16 protein-coding genes are annotated in these 19,084 nt (G+C 48.6%); 13 read left to right on the top strand and 3 right to left on the bottom strand.

Translation table 11 applies throughout. The features are described from left to right. Positions 1-694 precede the first annotated feature (694 nt). The 5 genes from ruvB to yajC all read left to right on the top strand — a co-directional run bounded on the left by ruvB (position 695) and on the right by yajC (position 6,576). Positions 695-1,702 (top strand): Holliday junction branch migration DNA helicase RuvB, encoded by a 1,008-nt coding sequence (gene ruvB / locus ACFQZT_RS08250; protein WP_379298530.1) that lies wholly within the window; start codon positions 695-697, stop codon positions 1,700-1,702. Between the two features lie 135 nt (positions 1,703-1,837). Further along, positions 1,838-4,027, top strand: a complete 2,190-nt coding sequence (locus tag ACFQZT_RS08245) for a SpoIID/LytB domain-containing protein (RefSeq protein WP_379298528.1) — start codon at positions 1,838-1,840, stop codon at positions 4,025-4,027. A 9-nt stretch (positions 4,028-4,036) separates the two neighbouring features. Next, on the top strand, positions 4,037-5,089 hold the full coding sequence (queA, locus tag ACFQZT_RS08240; protein WP_379298526.1) for a tRNA preQ1(34) S-adenosylmethionine ribosyltransferase-isomerase QueA: 1,053 nt from the start codon (positions 4,037-4,039) through the stop codon (positions 5,087-5,089). A 17-nt stretch (positions 5,090-5,106) separates the two neighbouring features. Beyond that, positions 5,107-6,246 carry a tRNA guanosine(34) transglycosylase Tgt gene (tgt, locus tag ACFQZT_RS08235; protein ID WP_379298524.1) on the top strand — a complete coding sequence of 380 codons (1,140 nt, stop codon included), beginning with the start codon at positions 5,107-5,109 and terminating at the stop codon, positions 6,244-6,246. A gap of 15 nt (positions 6,247-6,261) precedes the next feature. Next, positions 6,262-6,576 (top strand): preprotein translocase subunit YajC, encoded by a 315-nt coding sequence (gene yajC, locus ACFQZT_RS08230; RefSeq protein WP_379298522.1) that lies wholly within the window; start codon positions 6,262-6,264, stop codon positions 6,574-6,576. A gap of 53 nt (positions 6,577-6,629) precedes the next feature. Here yajC and ACFQZT_RS08225 read toward each other — a convergent pair whose 3' ends face one another. Continuing rightward, a complete protein-coding gene (locus tag ACFQZT_RS08225) occupies positions 6,630-7,466 on the bottom strand; it encodes a phosphatase PAP2 family protein (protein ID WP_379298520.1) in 837 nt (278 codons plus the stop codon). A gap of 95 nt (positions 7,467-7,561) precedes the next feature. Beyond that, positions 7,562-7,951, bottom strand: coding sequence for a TIGR04086 family membrane protein (locus tag ACFQZT_RS08220; RefSeq protein WP_379298518.1), 390 nt, complete (start codon positions 7,949-7,951; stop codon positions 7,562-7,564). 97 nt (positions 7,952-8,048) lie between these two features. Here ACFQZT_RS08220 and ACFQZT_RS08215 point away from each other — a divergent pair, with 97 nt between their 5' ends. After that, positions 8,049-9,389, top strand: a complete 1,341-nt coding sequence (locus ACFQZT_RS08215) for an ArsB/NhaD family transporter (RefSeq protein WP_379298516.1) — start codon at positions 8,049-8,051, stop codon at positions 9,387-9,389. 106 nt (positions 9,390-9,495) lie between these two features. Next, complete coding sequence (locus ACFQZT_RS08210; RefSeq protein ID WP_379298514.1) at positions 9,496-10,176, top strand: DUF421 domain-containing protein; 681 nt, start codon at positions 9,496-9,498, stop codon at positions 10,174-10,176. A gap of 3 nt (positions 10,177-10,179) precedes the next feature. Here ACFQZT_RS08210 and spoVB read toward each other — a convergent pair whose 3' ends face one another. After that, the gene (gene spoVB, locus ACFQZT_RS08205; RefSeq protein ID WP_379298862.1) at positions 10,180-11,745 is read right to left on the bottom strand and encodes a stage V sporulation protein B; all 1,566 of its coding nucleotides are present in this window, start codon (positions 11,743-11,745) and stop codon (positions 10,180-10,182) included. A 298-nt stretch (positions 11,746-12,043) separates the two neighbouring features. Here spoVB and ACFQZT_RS08200 point away from each other — a divergent pair, with 298 nt between their 5' ends. From ACFQZT_RS08200 to ACFQZT_RS08175, 6 genes are all read left to right on the top strand, one after another. Then, on the top strand, positions 12,044-12,268 hold the full coding sequence (locus ACFQZT_RS08200; protein ID WP_379298860.1) for a post-transcriptional regulator: 225 nt from the start codon (positions 12,044-12,046) through the stop codon (positions 12,266-12,268). 140 nt (positions 12,269-12,408) lie between these two features. Continuing rightward, complete coding sequence (secD, locus tag ACFQZT_RS08195) at positions 12,409-13,641, top strand: protein translocase subunit SecD (protein WP_379298857.1); 1,233 nt, start codon at positions 12,409-12,411, stop codon at positions 13,639-13,641. Next, positions 13,631-14,554 carry a protein translocase subunit SecF gene (gene secF / locus ACFQZT_RS08190; RefSeq protein WP_379298512.1) on the top strand — a complete coding sequence of 308 codons (924 nt, stop codon included), beginning with the start codon at positions 13,631-13,633 and terminating at the stop codon, positions 14,552-14,554. Before secD ends, secF begins: the two co-directional genes overlap by 11 nt. Positions 14,555-14,621: 67 nt before the next feature. Further along, positions 14,622-15,575, top strand: a complete 954-nt coding sequence (locus ACFQZT_RS08185) for a cation diffusion facilitator family transporter (RefSeq protein WP_379298510.1) — start codon at positions 14,622-14,624, stop codon at positions 15,573-15,575. 65 nt (positions 15,576-15,640) lie between these two features. After that, a complete protein-coding gene (gene recJ, locus ACFQZT_RS08180) occupies positions 15,641-18,094 on the top strand; it encodes a single-stranded-DNA-specific exonuclease RecJ (protein WP_379298508.1) in 2,454 nt (817 codons plus the stop codon). Beyond that, positions 18,091-18,603: an adenine phosphoribosyltransferase gene (locus ACFQZT_RS08175; protein WP_379298506.1), complete on the top strand. Its 513-nt coding sequence runs from the start codon at positions 18,091-18,093 to the stop codon at positions 18,601-18,603. The genes recJ and ACFQZT_RS08175 overlap by 4 nt, the downstream gene beginning before the upstream one ends. The last annotated feature ends 481 nt before the right edge of the window (positions 18,604-19,084 follow it).

Raw genomic sequence — 19,084 nt, 5'->3', positions numbered from 1 at the left:
GAAACAGATTTCGTCAGCTGAAAGGCCCATTTTGGCGCTAACAGGAGGGTTCCGCTCGCATCAGCGGGCTGAAAGGCCCCAAAAGGGCGCTAGGGCCGTGCGCGGCTCAAGGAAACGAGATTTTGTCAGCTGAAAGGCCCATTTTGGCGCTAACAGGAGGGTTCCGCTCGCATCAGCGGGCTGAAAGGCCCCAAAAGGGCGCTAGGGCCGTGCGCGGCTCAAGGAAACGAGATTTTGTCAGCTGAAAGGCCCATTTTGGCGCTAACAGGAGGGTTCCGCTCGCATCAGCGGGCAGTAAGGCCCAAAAAGGGCGCTAGGGCCGAGCGCGGCTCAAGGAAACGAGATTTTGTCAGCTGAAAGGTCCATTTCGGCGCTAACAGGAGGGATCCGCTCGCATCATCGGGCTGAAAGGCCCCAAAAGGGCGTTACGGCCCGAGCGTAGCTCAAGGAAACGAGATTCTGTCAGCTGAAAGGCCCATTTTGGCGCTAACAGGAGGGATCCGCTCGTATCAGCGGGCAGTAAGGCCCAAAAAGGGCGCTAGGCCCGAGCGCGGCTCAAGGAAACGAGATTTTGTCAGCTGAAAGGCCCCAAAATGGCGCTTCGGCTGAGCGTAGCTCTAAGCGAGTAACGCAAAATTCTGCTTGTGCTTACGAAGAAAGTTTTCCTAACGGAAAACGTTTAGGAGGATACACCATGGATAATGACCGAATTATTTCGGCTAACTTGATGATGGAGGATACAGCGATCGAATATAGCCTGCGTCCCCGTTATTTGGCCGAATACATCGGCCAGAAGCAGGCGAAGGAGAATTTAAAGGTCTATATCGAAGCGGCCAAGATGCGCAAGGAAGCGCTCGACCATGTGCTGCTCTACGGCCCGCCAGGGCTCGGCAAAACGACGCTGTCCAACATCATCGCCAATGAGCTTGGCGTGAATATAAGAACAACCTCAGGCCCCGCTATTGAACGGCCGGGGGATCTGGCTGCCATCCTGACGAATTTGCAGGAGGGCGACGTGCTCTTCATCGACGAGATTCATCGCCTCCACCGGACGGTGGAAGAGGTGCTGTATCCGGCGATGGAGGATTATGCCCTTGACATTATCATCGGCAAGGGGCCGAGCGCCCGCTCGGTTCGCCTGGACTTGCCGGCGTTCACGCTCGTCGGCGCGACGACGCGCGTCGGCCTGCTGTCGGCGCCGCTGCGCGACCGCTTCGGCGTCGTCAGCCGGCTGGAATTCTATACGGTGGACGAGCTCACCTATATCGTCAGCCGGACGGCCGACATTCTGCAGGTCGGCATCGTCGGCGAGGCTGCGCGCGAGATCGGCATGCGCTCGCGCGGAACGCCGCGGATCGCGAACCGCTTGCTGAAGCGGGTACGCGATTTCGCGCAAGTCAAGGGCGATGGCATCATCACCCTTGACATCGCCAAGACCGCGCTGAAGCTTATCCAGGTCGACGACCTCGGCCTGGACGAGATCGACCATAAAATGCTGCGCGCGATCATACAGAGCTTTCAGGGCGGCCCTGTCGGCCTCGAGACGATCGCAGCGACGATCGGGGAAGAAAGTCAGACGATCGAGGACGTCTACGAGCCTTATTTGCTGCAAATCGGATTTTTGCAGCGAACTCCGCGCGGCCGCACGGTAACGCCGCTGGCTTACCAGCATCTTGGCTTACCGATGCCGGAACCGAAATAAAACACGAATCTCTTGCCTTTGCTGTAGGCGGGCAAGAGATTTTTTTGCCTTTTCCAGTTCTATGAAACAAAACTTCTTGATATTCATAGAGTCTAACTAACTAGAAACCTAACGAAAGAAAGGAATTTTTGTCGAATGAAATGGAGAAGACTGCTTAATCCGAAGGCTGTTGTATTACTGGCAACTACGGCGATATCGCTCGCAACACTGCCTGTTCTTCAAAAGGAGGCCCAAGCGGATGGTATTCCGCATGCAGATCAAATTCGAGTAGCTCTTTTCATAGATTCGAATAAGTATAGCCTGCTGGAACCGGTAGTAACTTTTTCTTCTCCCGGTGGACTGGAGATTGGGATAAGGGGTTTAGGATCCGGGGCCGCAGCTCGAACTTGGACATCGGTCACAGACGCTTCGGCCATTCGCGTATCACTTGATCAATACAGTGTGATGATGCTGGAGACGACAGACTTCACAGCTGCCAAGGCATTGTATGCGAAATTGGCAACGATGCAAGCGGATGGCTATATACTTAGTAGGGTGAAGCAAGGAAAAACGGTCTACCAAGTGTGCTACGGCAGTTTCCCGACAAAAGAAGCCGCAGAAGGCGCTAAGCTGCAGGCGCAAAAAGACAGCACCATTGCCGCTTTAACCAAATCAGGCGCACCTGTTTTGACCGGACCGCTACATTGGAGCGCAGGTGTCTTTACCACTGAGGCAGCGGCTCTTCAACAGGTCGGCGTCTACACGCAAGCAGGACTGAACGCAGACCTTGTTCTGCAGGAAGATGCAAACGGAAATCCCGCTTATACCGTGTGGGTTGGCAATGAAGCGACTGCGGAGCAGCTGGACCTGGTGAAGCAGCAAGCGCTTAAAGCGGTTCCCAATGTTCCGTTGCAATCTGCTTCTACGCAAGCTCCCTATTTAATGCGTAGATCGGATGTGACGGCTTCGAGTAACGGAACCGGACCGGTTTTCCAATTTGCAGGTGGAGTCTCACAGAAGACATGGATCCATCCTAAAGGAGCCGGGATCAATGTTAAAGAGCGGGCAGATCGCAGCTATCGCGGAGATATGGAAGTCAGTGCTTTCCATGATAAACTGGCGCTGGTTAACGAACTGCCGCTTGAACAATATTTATATGCCGTTGTTGGCTCTGAGCTCAATTCCGGATGGCCTGCGGAAGCGCTGAAGGCACAGGTTGTTGCAGCCCGTACTTATGCACTCAAACAGGGTAATAAATATGAAATCGCGCAAGTAACCGACTCGACCATGGATCAAGCCTATTACGGCATTCAGCGAGAGTTTGCTGGCGGTATTCAAGCCGTTGACGCGACGCAAGGCGAGGTGCTTACTGATAAAAACGGACTGATTACGCCTTTCTTCTCATCGAATGCAGGAGGTATGACTGCCGATCCCTCTGAAGTCTGGGGAAATCCGGTTCCTTACTTACGCAGTATTTCGAGTCCGGATGATGGCGCTGAAAAAGGAAAAGCAAACTGGTATCGCGTCCAACTGGGCGACGGGAGACTCGCCTATGTCAGCTCGGTCTATTTGAAGGATACGGGAGCCAAAAATAAAGATGGCGCTGCCCTTTATGAAGCAACCGAAGCCGGTGTCAATGCTCGTTTGGCCCCTTATGTGGACAATACCGCTAATCCTTCTGTTTACCAATTCGCTGCGAAAGAACGAGTCGTTGTGTTGGGACAAGAAAAAGAATCCAATGCCTTCTCCTGGGTGCGGGGACCTTATACCGCAAGCGAAATTAAGAGCAAATTGAGCGCGGCAGGCGTTACGATAAACGGTGATTTACAATCACTAGAAATATCGAAACGGGGCCCGTCCGGTCGGGTCATTGAGCTTAAAGCCAACGGTGAGATCGTAAAGGTCCAATATCCGGACGCGTTGCGCACGGCCTTAGGCGGACTTCCCAGTACCCGGTTTGAAATTGAACCGGCAGGAAGTTATACTGGAAGTACTCCCAAATCCTCCGGCCTGGCTGTTGCAGGAGCGGCGGGAGCAGGGACCGCCAACGATACTTCAGACTCGGTCTATGTGCTATCCGCTGGACAGTCGCAATCTGTGGCTGTAAAAAAGACCGAATTGACGGCTTTAGGCTCGTCTGGTTCTTCTTCCTCTAACGCTCAGACCCAGACCCAACCTTCAGGTTCAGGGCTAGTTCAAGGAAATCAGTTCATTTTCCGAGGAACCGGATACGGACACGGACTTGGCATGTCGCAGTGGGGAGCCAGAGGCTACGCGGAATTAGGCTATAACTATCAGAAAATACTTCAGGCATACTACGCTGGAGTCAACATAACTAAGGAATGAATGCGCATAATGGATGTACAAGCTTTTGATTTCGAACTGCCTGAGTCATTAATTGCCCAGACGCCATTGTTAGATCGTACGGCATCTAGGCTGCTTACGTTAAATAAACAAACGGGTGCCATTGCTCATCAGAAATTTGAACAATTGGCTGATTATTTGGAAGCCGGGGACTTGCTCGTGATGAATGATACGCGAGTCATTCCAGCCCGGCTTTTTGGTGTGAAAAAGGATACGGGCGCCAAAGTGGAAATCCTACTTTTGAAGCCTGTTGGCGATGACCGGTGGGAAGCGCTGGTCAAACCGGGCAAGCGGATGAAACAAGGTGCGGTTATCGTATTCGGCGCCCAAGCCGAGGCGAATACGGAACCCTTGCTGTCTGCGGAAGTGGTGGAAGAGGGCGAGATGGGAGCCCGCGTGCTGCAATTCAGCTACAGCGGTATTTTCAACGAAATTCTGGATAAGCTGGGGACCATGCCGCTTCCGCCATATATCAAGGAGCAGCTTCCCGAGAAGGAACGCTATCAGACGGTCTATGCCAAGCATGAAGGGTCTGCGGCTGCGCCAACGGCAGGACTTCACTTTACGGAAGCGTATTTAGAACGGCTTCGCGATAAAGGCGTACAGATTGCATTTGTCACTCTGCATGTAGGATTAGGCACGTTCCGTCCGGTTTCGGTGGACAAAGTCGAGGAACATCAAATGCATGCGGAATATTATGAGTTGTCTCCTGAAACCGCAGCACGCATCAATGCAACGAAAGCAAGCGGCAAGCGTGTTATCGCTGTCGGAACAACGTCTGCACGTACACTGGAAACGGCGGCCAAACTTAGCAACGAAGTTGAAATACAACCGTCATCAGGTTGGACAAGCATTTTCATATATCCGGGATATGCGTTCCAAGTGGTTGACGCCCTGCTTACGAACTTTCATTTGCCGAAATCGACGCTCCTTATGCTAATTAGTGCGTTAGCAGGTAAAGATTTCGTGATGGAAGCGTATCGTCAAGCGGTAGAAGAAGAGTATCGATTCTTCAGTTTTGGAGACGCCATGTTTATTTATTAGAATAGGAAGTGGACATATTGGCAGCAGCAGTAACTTACGAACCAATTAAAACGTGTAAACAATCGGGAGCTCGTCTGGGCCGCGTTCATACGCCGCATGGCGTCATTGAAACTCCCGCTTTTATGCCGGTTGGTACTCAAGCAACCGTAAAAACAATGAGCCCAGAGGAATTAAAGACGATGGATGCTCATATTATTTTGAGTAACACGTACCATCTCTTTTTGCGGCCAGGTCATGAACTTGTTAAAGCGGCTGGCGGACTGCATAAATTCATGAATTGGGATCGTCCGATTTTGACGGACAGCGGCGGCTTTCAAGTTTTCAGTTTAAGCGATATCCGTAAAATTACCGAAGAAGGCGTGCAGTTCAAATCGCATTTGAACGGGGACAAGCTGTTTCTTTCACCGGAAAAAGCGATGGAAATTCAAAATGCCCTTGGCTCCGACATTATGATGGCTTTTGACGAATGCCCTCCATATCCGGCCGAGTACGATTATCTGAAGAAATCATTAGAACGAACTTCACGTTGGGCGGAGCGCTGTTTGCAAAGTCATGCACGGCCAGAGGAGCAGGGATTGTTTGCCATCGTCCAGGGCGGCATGCACGAGGACCTGCGCCGCTTAAGCGCAGAACAGTTGACTTCCATGGATTTCCCGGGGTATGCTATTGGTGGACTGAGTGTAGGCGAACCTAAACACTTGATGTATGAGGTTCTTGATTATACGACGCCTCTGCTTCCAGCGAACAAGCCCCGTTATTTGATGGGGGTTGGCTCTCCTGACGCTCTAATTGAAGGCGCTATCCGAGGTATCGATATGTTCGATTGCGTACTTCCGACGCGTATCGCCCGTAATGGGACATGCATGACAAGCGCAGGCAGACTTGTCGTACGGAACGCCAAATATGCAGAAGATTTTGGTCCACTTGATCCGAAATGCTCGTGCTACACGTGCCAAAATTACAGCAGAGCTTACATTCGGCACTTAATTAAAGCGGATGAAACCTTTGGGATCAGACTGACCACTTATCATAACCTTCACTTTCTATTACAGCTTATGCGCGATGTGAGACAAGCCATTATGGAGGATCGATTGCTCGATTTCCGCGATGCTTTTTTCGAATCGTATGGGCTGAATGATAATGAAAGAGGATTTTAAGAAAGGAGGATACCCATGTTTCTATTAGCTGATACTGCTGCTACGAATACTGGCGCGGTAGGATATTTGTATACATACGGGCCGCTCGTGCTCATGTTTGTCGTGCTTTACTTCTTACTTATTCGTCCGCAGCAAAAAAGACAAAAAACCCGCAATCAAATGCTGGGGGCATTGAAAAAAGGGGACAAGGTCGTTACGATTGGTGGACTTCATGGCACGATCATGGAAATCACAGACGACACTTGCGTTCTTCGCGTCAATGACGCAACGAAAATGACGTTTGATCGTTCCGCAATTAACTCCGTTACGCAGAGTGCTGCTAAGGAATAGTTTTCGAAAACGAACAAAAAGCGAGAACCTTCAATCAGGCTCTCGCTTTTTGTTTAGGTTTCGTTTTTCTTAAGCCGCTGCAGCAGTGCCCGTTCGCCAAGCACCAAACGGCCTTCGGCAATTCGAAGTGCAAGTCTGGCCGCTACGACGCCAAGCACAATGCCCGCGCACATATCCGATAACCAGTGAATGCCGAGGTAGAAGATCGTAAAGATAATGAATGCCGCCGAGCAAGGTACGAATATTTTCCAAAAAGTATTCCGGCTTTTCACTGCGATAACTGCCATGGAAACAGAGATCGAGGTGTGCAAGCTAGGGAAGCAATTATCCAATCCGGACAACGGACGATAGTCCTTTTCAAACGTCGGGAATACATCCAGGATGAGAAGTTTCACATTCGGATGAAACGACCACACTTCATTGACCGGAAAAAATAGATAAAACGGGATCGCGATCATATAGTTAAACATTAAAGCATAACAGATGGCGTAAAAAAGCTTGTGGTTTTTCTGATAGGTGTAGAGCCCGATAGAAGCTATCATGATGGCAGGAAAAACGACGACGTAAAAATAGCTACTTACAAATGTAAGGATGTCTTGATGAAAAAAATGCTGAATCGACGCAACGAAGTTGCCTTCAATCCGGTAAATGGATCCGGTGAAATCGGCTTTGAAATCAATTTTTTTTTCGACCCACATCTCTACTTTGTTAAAAAATAGAATGGTCATCAGAGCAAGGAAATGCAGAAGATACTTACGCGAAGCGAATATCTCTTGAACGAAGCTGCCGGCTATAGCAAACGGATTGGCTCGTGTCGCTAACGTCAGGAAAACGAAGATGGTAATGACGATATAGACGGTTGCATGCGTCATAGACCCAAAGGGACTCAAGGTGTATTCCCCCTAAAAATGGAAATAAATTACGTCAAGAACTATGACATTATACCACATTCGGAGGGGGAAGGTGATATTTTCACGCAAACGACTTATTTGCGTGTGTTTACGCCAAGCATGCCCCCTAGAGCGCCAGATATGAACAAAATGGCAAGAAGCTGAAGGGATTGCAAGTTGAGTCCGGCATCAAAGGCAAGGAAGCCTACTAAGAAAATAAGAATAAAGTACACGAGACCAAGCATTCCTCCGTAGTACCAGCCCCGGCTGCCCGCTCTTTTGCCTGCCACCCAGCCGCCTATAAACAAAGAAACGGCGTGGATGATTGTTGTTAACGTATGCAAAGAACTCTCTTGTGTGCTTGTCAGCAATAAAAATAACGATGTTACTACTGTTCCGATTGTCATCATGATTAATGAATATACAAGCCCGGAAAATATTGGAGATGTAATTCGAACCTGGGTTACCGTTTTCATAGGGTTCATAAGCACCTTTCCTTTCTTATATTCGATGTTTCCGTTAACATCATTGTATGGGGGGGCACATAGAATTAGTACAAACTGTTTGAAGGGAAGTGAGCATATGACTGAGTTTTCTCAAGGCCCAGCGATGTGGCAAGCCATCGTGGCCATCCTTATTTTTGCCGCAGCCTATGTCAGTTTGTTAATAGAAAAATGGAACCGGACTTACACCGTCCTGGGCGGCGCGCTGCTCATGGTTTTACTGGGTATTCTGCCAATAGGCAAAGCTTTTACCGTTTACGCAAACTGGCATGCACTTATCCTTATAGCCAGCTTATTCATCATCTCCGGAATCTTTCAAAAAACCGGTCTTATCGCATATACGGCAAGCGCGATTATTCACAAGTTCCGGCTTCAGCCGTTTACGATTTTACTAGGTTTCTCTATTCTTGCTGCGCTAACTTCTGCGCTGTTGGATGCTTTAATTGCAGTTGCAGTTATCGTTCCTGTTGTGCTCAAGATCACAAAGATGATGAAGCTTTCCCCTGTTCCGTTTCTAATCTCTTTTGTGATATCCGCCAATATTGGGGGGGCGGCAACACTTCTAGGGAATATACCGAACCGAATGGTAGGTGCTGTCGCGCATGTAACGATGGGGCACTTTCTTATAGCGCTTGCGCCTTTAGTCGTCATCATGCTTGGAATTTTGTATGTTGGAATGTGGCTGCTCTATGGCAAACATATGGTGATAGCGGATTCCTATAAAAAAGAACCTATCAACCAGTCCCCGGCTTCCTATTTAACGAACGACCGAGTTTTGCTGCTCGGAGGCAGCTTGGTCGCCGTACTTACACTGGTTGCATTTGTGCTGCAAGGTTGGCTTGGCTGGAATGCTTCCTATATTGGAGCGGGAGGCGCTGTTGCTCTGCTGGCATTGGACTATAAGGGGATCGTTAGTTTGGCGAAAGACAAAGACTACCGGACAGTTCTTCAAAGTTTTATGGATTCCCAGATCTTATATTTCTTTGGTTTATTTATGATGGTTGGGGGACTTGCTTACGCCGGCGTTAGCGGTTTTATAGCTGCGAGGGGACTTGAACTCAGCCAAGGCAGTGTTTCTTTCCTATCGATGTTGGTGTTATGGTTGACAAGTTTCGGATCGGCCATGATGGATAACATTCCTTACATCGCAGCGATGATTCCAGTTATTGGTCATGCGGGCGAAATGTTATCAAGCGTAAGTCAGGTTCCGATAACGCCTCTATGGTGGTCATTATTGATTGGATCCGCTATAGGTGGCAGCGCAACATGGGTAGGTTCAACAACGGGAATGTTTGCCGCGGGCCTTGCTGAGCAGGAGGGGGTCCGGGTGTCTCAACGTGATTATATAATCGTAGCTGCGCCGTTTTCATTTCTACTGCTTATCGTTGCGACAATTTACTTCCGTGTATTTTTGCTGTAATTGCCAACAATTGAATACGTAAAATCTGCATGATGAAGTACGTCAGCGGTCAGAATACCATTGAACTCCGGTAAGCTCAAGCTTAAGATCAGGGAGGCTCAATTCGATGGATATTCTGACCATTTTTTTACGCACCGTGCTGATCTATTTCGTTGTATTTCTCATGCTTCGCATTATGGGGAAGCGGGAAATCGGCAAGCTTTCGCTGTTTGATTTGGTGATTTCCATTATGATTGCCGAAATCGCCGTATTCGTTCTCGAAGATTCCCGCAAACCGTTAATGGACGGGCTTGTTCCTATGGCGACGCTTGTCCTGATCCAGATCGTGATCGCTTATATTACCTTGAAGAGCAGATCGATTCGCGTTTTATTCGATGGGAAGCCGAGCGTTTTAATTGAGAATGGGACGATTAACCGGGAGGAAATGAAGAAGCATCGCTACAACCTGGATGATTTGATGCTGCAGCTAAGACAGAACAAGATTATGAATGTGGCTGACGTTGAATTTGCCGTCTTGGAGCCTTCGGGAAAGTTGAGTGTCGTGGAAAAAGAGGTGAAAGAGACAGCTGCCGCCGAAGACGTGCCGAAAGGAACGATTCGATATGAAGGCCTTCCGCTGCCCCTTATTATGGACGGTAAAGTACAAGATGAGAATCTCGAAAAAATCGGCAAGACGCGGTTCTGGCTCAAAAATCAGCTTCAAGCCAAGGGAACAAACGATTTTAAAGAAGTGTTTTACTGCTCGATCGATCACCGCGGCCGATTATTTTTGGACAGGAAAAGATGAGAGTTAGCGTATGAACTTCTTGCCCATCTTAACCAATCGGGCGACATCATTTTGACTAATAAGGCGAAACAGAACGATAAATACGAGGTACGTAATTAAACCGATCAGGCAGGAAACAGTGAAGCGAAGCCAACCTAATGACGACCAATGCGTATACATCACCCCATAACTGCAAAAACCCGACAAGGCCATAGCCGCGGCAATTTTAATGAAATCCGTGCCTTCCATGCGGAATTTCAACAGCCTTACAACACTATTCCAGTGGAGCAGGGTAACCAGGACGATGTTCACATTAATGGCGAATACGGCTCCGCGTATCCCCATACTCGGGTTGCTGGCCAGCCAGTAAATAAGGACAAGCTTGATAGTTGAGCCGATAAATGTATTGATTAATGCGGCACCAGGCTTGTTCAATGCTTGAAGAGCCGATTGCAGGGGCGCCTGGAAATAAATGAACAAGGCGATGGGAGCCATCATTTTGAGCATGACGCCTACATCCGGTTGATTGTACATATAGGTACAAATAGGCTCGGCCAGTACGAACATCAGAACGGCAAAAGGTGCTCCAGTGACTAAAGCAAGCCTAAGCGATTGATGCAACCGCATATGAATGGTCTTCATATCTTTGCGCGCGAGAGCTTCACTGAGCGAAGGAACAAGCGAGACCGATAATGACATGGTGAGTGCGCTTGGCAGCAAAATAATAGGAATAATCATGCCCTGCAATGCGCCATACTGCGCCGTAGCCAAAGGGGTAGAGATCCCCGCGATGGCAAGACTTTGAGCAATGAGAATCGACTCAAACAGATAGGAGCCCGCACCGATCAGTTTGCTTCCCGTTACTGGGATGGATATCCGGAGTATACGACGCAAGTTGGACATCCTGCCGCCTGTTTTGTTGGAGCCGATTTGCGCTTTAGCCGGTGCAGGCGCCGACTTCTTGCTTTGTGCAAAATGAATGGCGAGCACGAGGAACCCTCCGATTTCACCAGCCAATACGCCAACCATCGCTCCTGCAGCGGCGAATTCAATTCCATAAGGTAGCATGATATAAGAGCATACGAGGACCATGACTATACGAATGAGCGTTTCAACGATTTGCGATGTTGCTGTAGGAATCATATTCTGTCTGCCCTGGAAATATCCGCGATACACTGCGGAGATGCCGATAATCGGAATCATCGGACTCATGCAGAGAAAAGTATAATACACCCTTGAATCAGTAAGCAGATGGCTGGTGATCCATGATGCGCCGATCACACATACCGCCGTGAACAGAAGGCTTAGACTCAAAGTCAAAAATGCTGAAATTCTTAGAATGCTGCGAACACGATTCTCGTTTCCCTCGGCTTCGGCCTCCGCGATCAGCTTAGCTATGGCAATAGGAATTCCGCCCGTAACAATCGTTAATATGACGGATAGGAAAGGCCAACCCATATGATAAAGCCCGATGCCTTCTGCGCCGATGACGCGCGGCAGTGTAATGCGCGGTATGAAGCCGAGAATACGGTTCAAAATACCGGCGGCTAACAGAATCATCGTACCCCGGATAAACGACTGCTTCGTCAATGCCATTCCCTCTTCCCATGCGAATATATACTATGAATATGCGAGGATTGGCCAAGCTCATGCTAACATTTTGTGGACAGTCTTTAGTTCCGGCAGGAAAAAGGCGAATGGGTATCGAATAACTGCATACGATGCAAGTTTTCCTGACGGAAAACTTTTAGGAGGACCTCCCATGAACGGAGAAAATAATGATCAAGTACAGCCTGATCCCGAGGACCAGGTGAGTGAACAGTCCGAAGAAGCGGTTACAGAAACTAGCGAAGCGGATAACCATGAACCAACTCTATCCGAATTTGAGCTGAATGAGGTCATCGAGAGTTTATGCTTAAGCAAAGTCGACGAATTCATTATGCTCGGCTATGAGCATGTCAGCGGCAAAGATATATGGGATTGCGTCAGTGACAAATACCGGAAAACGGGTGTCCCTCCGCTGCATCAGATCGTCAACGATATACTTTCGCTCAAATCCACGCAGTTTATGAACTGGATGACATTAAGCGTATATAAAGGAGCCCAATTCTAAGAATTGGGCTTTATTGGTTTACATGCACGGGCTCCGAAGGATTTCTTCACTTTTTGGGGATACTTGTCGTAAATTGACTCGATTTTCGCACCTGAGTATAATAGGAATATTGAGTATGGAAGGGAGACAAGCAAGAGATGCTGGATTGGAAAAGAATTTCGTTCTTTTTTTTAACGATCGTTGTTGTGCTCGGCAGTATTGCGGCAACGAGTCCGACACTTGTAGAACGAATTAAGCTTGGCTTGGATTTAAAAGGCGGGTTTGAAATTTTGTATACGGCAGAGCCTTTAGCCGCAGGACAACCTCTTACGAAGGAAACGCTTACGCAAGCGGCGGACAGTCTTGCCAAACGTGCGGACAGCCTTGGTGTTGCTGAGCCGGAGGTGAGTACGGAGGGAACGGACCGGATTCGCGTTCGTTTAGCCGGCGTATCGAATGAAGAAGAAGTCAGAGGGCTAATGTCTAAACCGGCTGTGCTGACCTTCAGAGGACCGGACGGGACCGTATACTTAAACGGAACGGATTTCGTCGAGAATGCGGCGAAGTTGAGCTATGATCCCAATACGAAACAACCGATCGTGGAGATTAAATTGAAAGACAGACAAAAGTTCAAGGAAGTCACAACTAAACTTACTGGAAGCACACTTTCCATATATTTAGATGATGCCTTGCAATCCTCTGCTTCTGTAAATTATCCGATCGATAGCGATTCAGCGATCATCAGCCAGACGAGTGTGACAGAAGCGACCAAAACGGTGAAGCTGATCAATTTGGGAGCCATGCCATTAAAATTGACTGAGAAATATATTCAGCGTGTCGACGCTACGTTAGGTACAGCATCCTTGCATCAAACGGCAAGAGCGGGACTGATTGCTTCGATTTTGATTTTCTTGTTTATGGTACTCTACTACCGTGTTCCGGGATTAGTGGCTGCATTTACACTAATTACATACATATGGGTACTTTTAGCCGTATTTGACTTTATGAATGCAACTTTGACTTTGCCGGGTATCGCGGCTCTCGTATTGGGAGCAGGGATGGCTGTCGACGCGAACATCATTACGTACGAAAGAATCCGCGAGGAAATTCGCGCAGGCAAAAGCGTGCTGTCATCCTTAAAAGCAGGCTCCAAGCACTCGTTCCGTACGATTATGGATGCGAACGTGACCAACTTGATTTCCGGTATTGTTCTGTATTACGTGGGTAATGGCGCGATTCGCGGATTTGCGGTCATTACGATGATGAGTATTATTATCAGTATCCTGACGAACGTGATCTTGTCCCGATGGCTGCTGCATCTGATCATTCGAGGCAACTTGCTGAAAAAGCCAAGTTATTTTGGTGTGAAGGAGGCAGACATTCGTGGGCTTTAAGAAACAATTCGATTTTGTAAAGAATCGTAATAAATTTTATGGTGTATCAATTATTATTTTAATTGTAGGGCTGGCTGTAATGCTTTTTTCCGGGATGAATTTCGGCGTCGATTTTAAGGCGGGAACGAATATTGATCTCGTTGTAGGCAAACAGTTGGATAAGGCAAAGGTTGACGAGATTATGAAACAACTTTCGTCCAGCGGAGATATCAAATCACGATATGCCGAACCGACGATTGGCGGCAACAACAGCGACCGTGTATCGATTCGTTTTGATGACGTTTTGCCCGATGATGCGGTGAATAAAATCCAAAACGCATTTGCCACGGCTTATAGTGCTCAGGTATCGAAAGAAGTAAATACCGTTGATCCTCAGCTGGCGAAAGAATTGCTGCTCAAGGCGGTTTATGCCGTCGGCATTGCCAGCGTATTGATTTGTGTGTATGTGAGCATTCGTTTTGAATGGCGGTTTGCTTTGGCAGCGATTATTGCGATTTTGCATGATGCTTTTATGGTTATCGCCGTTTTCGCGATCTTCCGCCTCGAAGTCAATTTGCCTTTTCTCGCGGCTGTGCTGACAACCATCGGTTATTCCATTAACGATAAAATCGTTATTTTTGACCGGATCCGTGAAAACCTGAGATTTGCCAAGCTGAAAACGGATGAAGATCTCGTCAAGCTTGTGAACGATAGTATCTGGCAAACGATGGCACGGAATATCAATACGGTTCTCGTCGTATTGCTAGCTGCCGGATGTCTTTATATTTTCGGAAGCGAGTCCATTAAGCTGTTCGCGCTTGCCAAGCTGATCGGATTAACGAGCGGAGCTTATTCCTCCATCTTTATCGCTTGTTCGCTCTGGTATTTGTTCAAACGTAAATCTTTAGGTTCTAAAAAGAAAGCTGCAGCGTAATAACCATAATAACCGGCCGCGTGATGCTAACGCGGCCTTTGTATCGGTTCAGGGGGAGTGGCAATACGTGAATGACGAGCGTTTTCAAAAGGCCGAATTCGCTGCCTGGGTAGGTATTGTTGGTAACGTGGTCCTTGCCCTTCTCAAGGGCGTTGTCGGTTTCATGGCACAAAGTAAAGCGCTGCTTGCGGATGCGGCCCATTCAGCTTCAGACGTTGCAGGTTCCTTCGCGGTACTGATCGGGCTTCGCGCAGCAAAGAAACCGCCCGACGAGGATCACCCTTACGGGCATGGGAAAGCGGAGTCCATTGCGTCTATCATAGTCTCTGTACTTTTACTGGTTGTTGGTGTAGAAATCGGAATTTCAGCGATCAAATCAATGTTGCATGGAGTTCAAGAAGCTCCCAAGGTGTATGCACTTATCGCTATAGGTATTTCTTTAGTCGTAAAAGAGGCGATGTTCCAGTATAAATACAGGCTGGGCAAACGATTAAACTCGCAGGCACTTATTACCAATGCATGGGAGCACCGTTCCGATGTATACTCTTCTATTGCGGCTCTAGTCGGTGTGTTTGGGGCTGTTTTGGGTCAACACTTTGACCTGAAATTGCTTTATTATATGGATCCTCTCGCAGGCTTGTTCGTTTCGCTTCTCGTATTGAAGATGGCCTACACCTTAGTCAAGGAAGCCATCCATACGACGATGGATCATGTCCTCCACCATGAGGATGCGGCCGACCTTGTTACGACCGTACAGACCATTAAGGGCGTTATCACGGTGGATGATTTGCGGGCTAGAGAACATGGTCATTATGTCATTGTAGATATTAAAATTAGCGTTAATCCGAGAATTTCGGTACTTGAAGGACACGACATCGCCAGAACTGTAAAACAGGTGCTGATGAAGCGATTCCATCATGTTTCAGACGTTTTTGTTCATGTGAATCCTTACGATGCCGGATATCCGTACAAAAATAATACGGATATGGAGCTGAGTGATTATCCGAATATTTTTCATTGATTGTCAGAGCATATGCTTACGAAGTTAGTTTTCCATACGGAAAACTTTAAGGAGGACAACAACAGGTGCTAGCCCCAAAGGCAAGATGGAGCATTGGCGAAACGGATGAGGCACTCGTCCAGACGTTTGTCCGCGACTTACAGCTCAATCCGCTCGTCGCCAAAATGCTCGTTCTCCGAGATATTCATACTGTTGCAGAAGCAGAGCAATTTCTACATGGCGGTGCGGGTGATTTTCACGATCCGTATTTAATGGATGGCATGATTCCGGCTGTGGCAAGAATCCGCAGAGCCTTAGAACAAAATGAGCAAATTCGCGTTTATGGCGATTATGATGCTGATGGCGTCAGCAGCACTTCGCTGATGACGCATTTGCTGCGTGGTCTCGAAGCACGCTTCGATACATATATTCCACATCGGATTCGCGAAGGCTACGGGCTGAATCGTACAGCAATTGAGCTGGCGAAAGAGCAGGGTGTATCGCTGATCATTACCGTCGATACGGGCATTAGCGCGGTCGACGAAGTCCAGTATATTCAGGAGCTCGGCATGGATGTGATCGTGACTGACCATCACGAACCGCCGGCCATCTTGCCTGATGCTTTGGCTGTCATCAATCCGAAGAAGCCCGGCTGCCCATATCCGTATAAACATCTAGCAGGCGTCGGCGTAGCACTGAAGCTCGCACATGCGCTATTGGGTCGGCTCCCTGAAGAGCTGCTGGAATTTGCCGCGCTTGGTACTGTAGCCGATCTTATGCCGCTAACAGGCGAGAACCGCCTCATCGTGAAGCAGGGATTAGTACGCATGCAAGCATCCGCCTATCCCGGTTTTCGCTCACTAATCGGTGTATCGGGCATCGAACGTAAAGAAGTAACAGCTTCCCACATCGGATTCTCGCTTGCTCCTCGCATTAATGCGAGCGGACGGTTGGAGTGTGCGGACGATGCAGTTAAACTTCTAACAACAACTGACGAGCAAGAAGCGGAGCGGATTGCGTACGAGTTGGATATGCTGAATAAAGAGCGGCAGCGCATCGTTGAAGAGATGGCGAAGGAAGCTTTGGAGATGGCGGAACAGCAGCGAGAATTAGGCATGGATAAAGTAATCGTCGTAGCGAAGGAAGATTGGAACGTTGGCGTTGTCGGTATTGTTGCTTCCAAAATTGTGGAGAAGTTTTACCGGCCTACCCTGGTGCTTAGTATCGATCCCAAGACGGGCATCGCCAAAGGATCGGCGCGGTCCATTGCCGGATTCGATTTGTATAAAGCATTAACGGAATGCAAAGAATGGCTTGATCACTATGGCGGTCATCAGGCGGCAGCCGGCATGAGCCTCGACCGCAGCCATCTGGATGCCTTCAGGTTCAAGTTGAATGAAATTGCCGCTGCGCTACTAACGGAGCAGGATTTCATTCCGCTACTGAAGGCGGATGCGGCTTGCAGCTTGCAGGCTGTGCCGATTTCAGCGATCGAGCAGCTCGAAAAGCTGGCGCCGTTCGGCATGGGGAACCCGGCGCCGAGGTTTGTATTTACGGATTTGTCGCTAGGCGAAATCCGGACGATGGGCAAAGAGAAGCAGCATCTGAAACTGGCGCTTTCCGAGACGCGCGAAGAGATTAGCTGCTCCGTGGAGGCACTAGGCTTCGGCAAAGGCAGCCTCGCCGGTTTCATTGCGCCGGCTTCGCGCCTTGATGTGCTCGGCGAGCTCTCCATCAACGAATGGAACGGCGTGCGAAAGCCGCAAATCGTTATGCAGGATTTGCGCATTACCCATGTACAGCTTTTCGACTGGCGTGGCATCCCTCAGCTGGACGCAAAGCTTACAGGCCTGAAGGAAGCTTTAGCTTCAGGAGTAGCGGGTGCGAGCCAGAGCCAGGTTCCAGCTGTCGTGCTTTTTCATGAGGCAGATGTTCCCGCATTTGCATCTACGTCCTTTCAGCACGGTGAATCTCTGGCTTACTGGGTTCTTCAGGAATCCGGCCACTTCAAGCCAGGCAATGAGCTAGCTAGCGTGCTCGATTTGGCCAGTTTGCAGGATGTCATCTTATACTCGGCTCCACGCAGTGTGCACGGCTTGCAGAGCTTACTTCTGCAGGCACGCGGCATGATGCGCTGTTATGCGGTTTTTGCAGAATTGGGGTCGGCTAGTGACGTGACGATGCCATCACGTGATATGTTTAAACTTTTGTACGGAACCTTGCAAAAAGAAGGGTCTCTGAATTTGCAGGACCAGCGCTTCATGCAAACATTAAGCAGACGTTCTGGTCTTTCCCCGGCTATGATACAATTTATCATATCGGTTTTTGAAGAATTGGGTTTTATTGAACGGCTTGAGGCGGTTGTCAAATTGCAAGCAGCTCCGGCGAAAAGAGATTTATCGACGTCGCGCTTGTATCAAGACAGATTACGCAGGCAGGAAGTCGAATCGATAGTGATGTACTCTTCAGCCAAAGAGCTGGAGCAATGGATTGCAGAACAAATTAAAATACAAAATAAAGCCATGGAGGAAATTGTATGAATTTTAAAGATTATATCCGCGTCATCCCGGACTTTCCACAGCCTGGAATCCGTTTTAAGGATATTACAACTCTGCTTCAAAACGGTGCCGTATACAAAGAAACGATTGACCAATTGAAAGAGATGGTCAAAGAAAAGCAAATCGACGTGATTGCCGGTCCTGAAGCCCGCGGCTTCGTTGTTGGCGCGCCGTTAGCTTACTCCCTGGGAGTTGGCTTCGTGCCGATCCGTAAAAGCGGCAAACTGCCGGGCGATACGATTGAAGCGGATTATGCGCTTGAATACGGCAAAGATAAATTAGCCATGCATAGAGACGCCATTAAACCAGGTCAAAAGGTTTTGATTGCCGATGATCTGCTGGCGACCGGAGGCACGATTCAGACCTCCATCGACCTGATCAATCAGCTTGGCGGCGATATTGTCGGTGCGGCATTCTTGATCGAATTATCCTACCTCGACGGCCGGGAGAAGCTTGGCGGCATTGACGTTGTTTCGTTAGTCCAATATTAATACACAAAAGCACCTCAACTTTGCCGTGCAGGCAAGGATGGGGTGCTTTCTTATCACCTAGCAATACCCTTTCTAAAAAAATGGGGTATGGTAAAAAATGGAGATAAGCGTGCTGGAAAGCTTATTCTTGGATCATGGGTTCGCTTTGTTCGAACAAAATATGGAGTGAGTTAGAGCTTTGAAGCATGTGAAGGAGAAATGCGCCCAATATAAGGGGCTAGCCACCATGAAAGTTGCAAAGGGTATATCAACAAACAGCAAGTGCACAGCTGCAGAGGTATTTTTCATCGTTGCAGCGGGCGAGGCGAAATGAAGTCGAGTCTCTAACGATGTTTTGAATGCTTACAGACGAGAAAAAAAAGCAGTTGTGTACGCTGAGCGAAGCTGAAAAGATGTTTCTCATCGTAACGGCGATGTGGGGATGTTGCAATCGTGTCTCTAAACATTCCTGTTAATGCTAAGAAATTGCCTTAGACAAAAA

The organism is Paenibacillus sp. GCM10027628 (assembly GCF_042676385.1).
In the GTDB taxonomy this organism is placed as follows: Bacteria; Bacillota; Bacilli; order Paenibacillales; family NBRC-103111; genus Paenibacillus_E.
The sequence above is the reverse complement of the archived record's forward strand: the minus strand, read 5'-3'. Positions and strand labels throughout refer to the sequence as shown.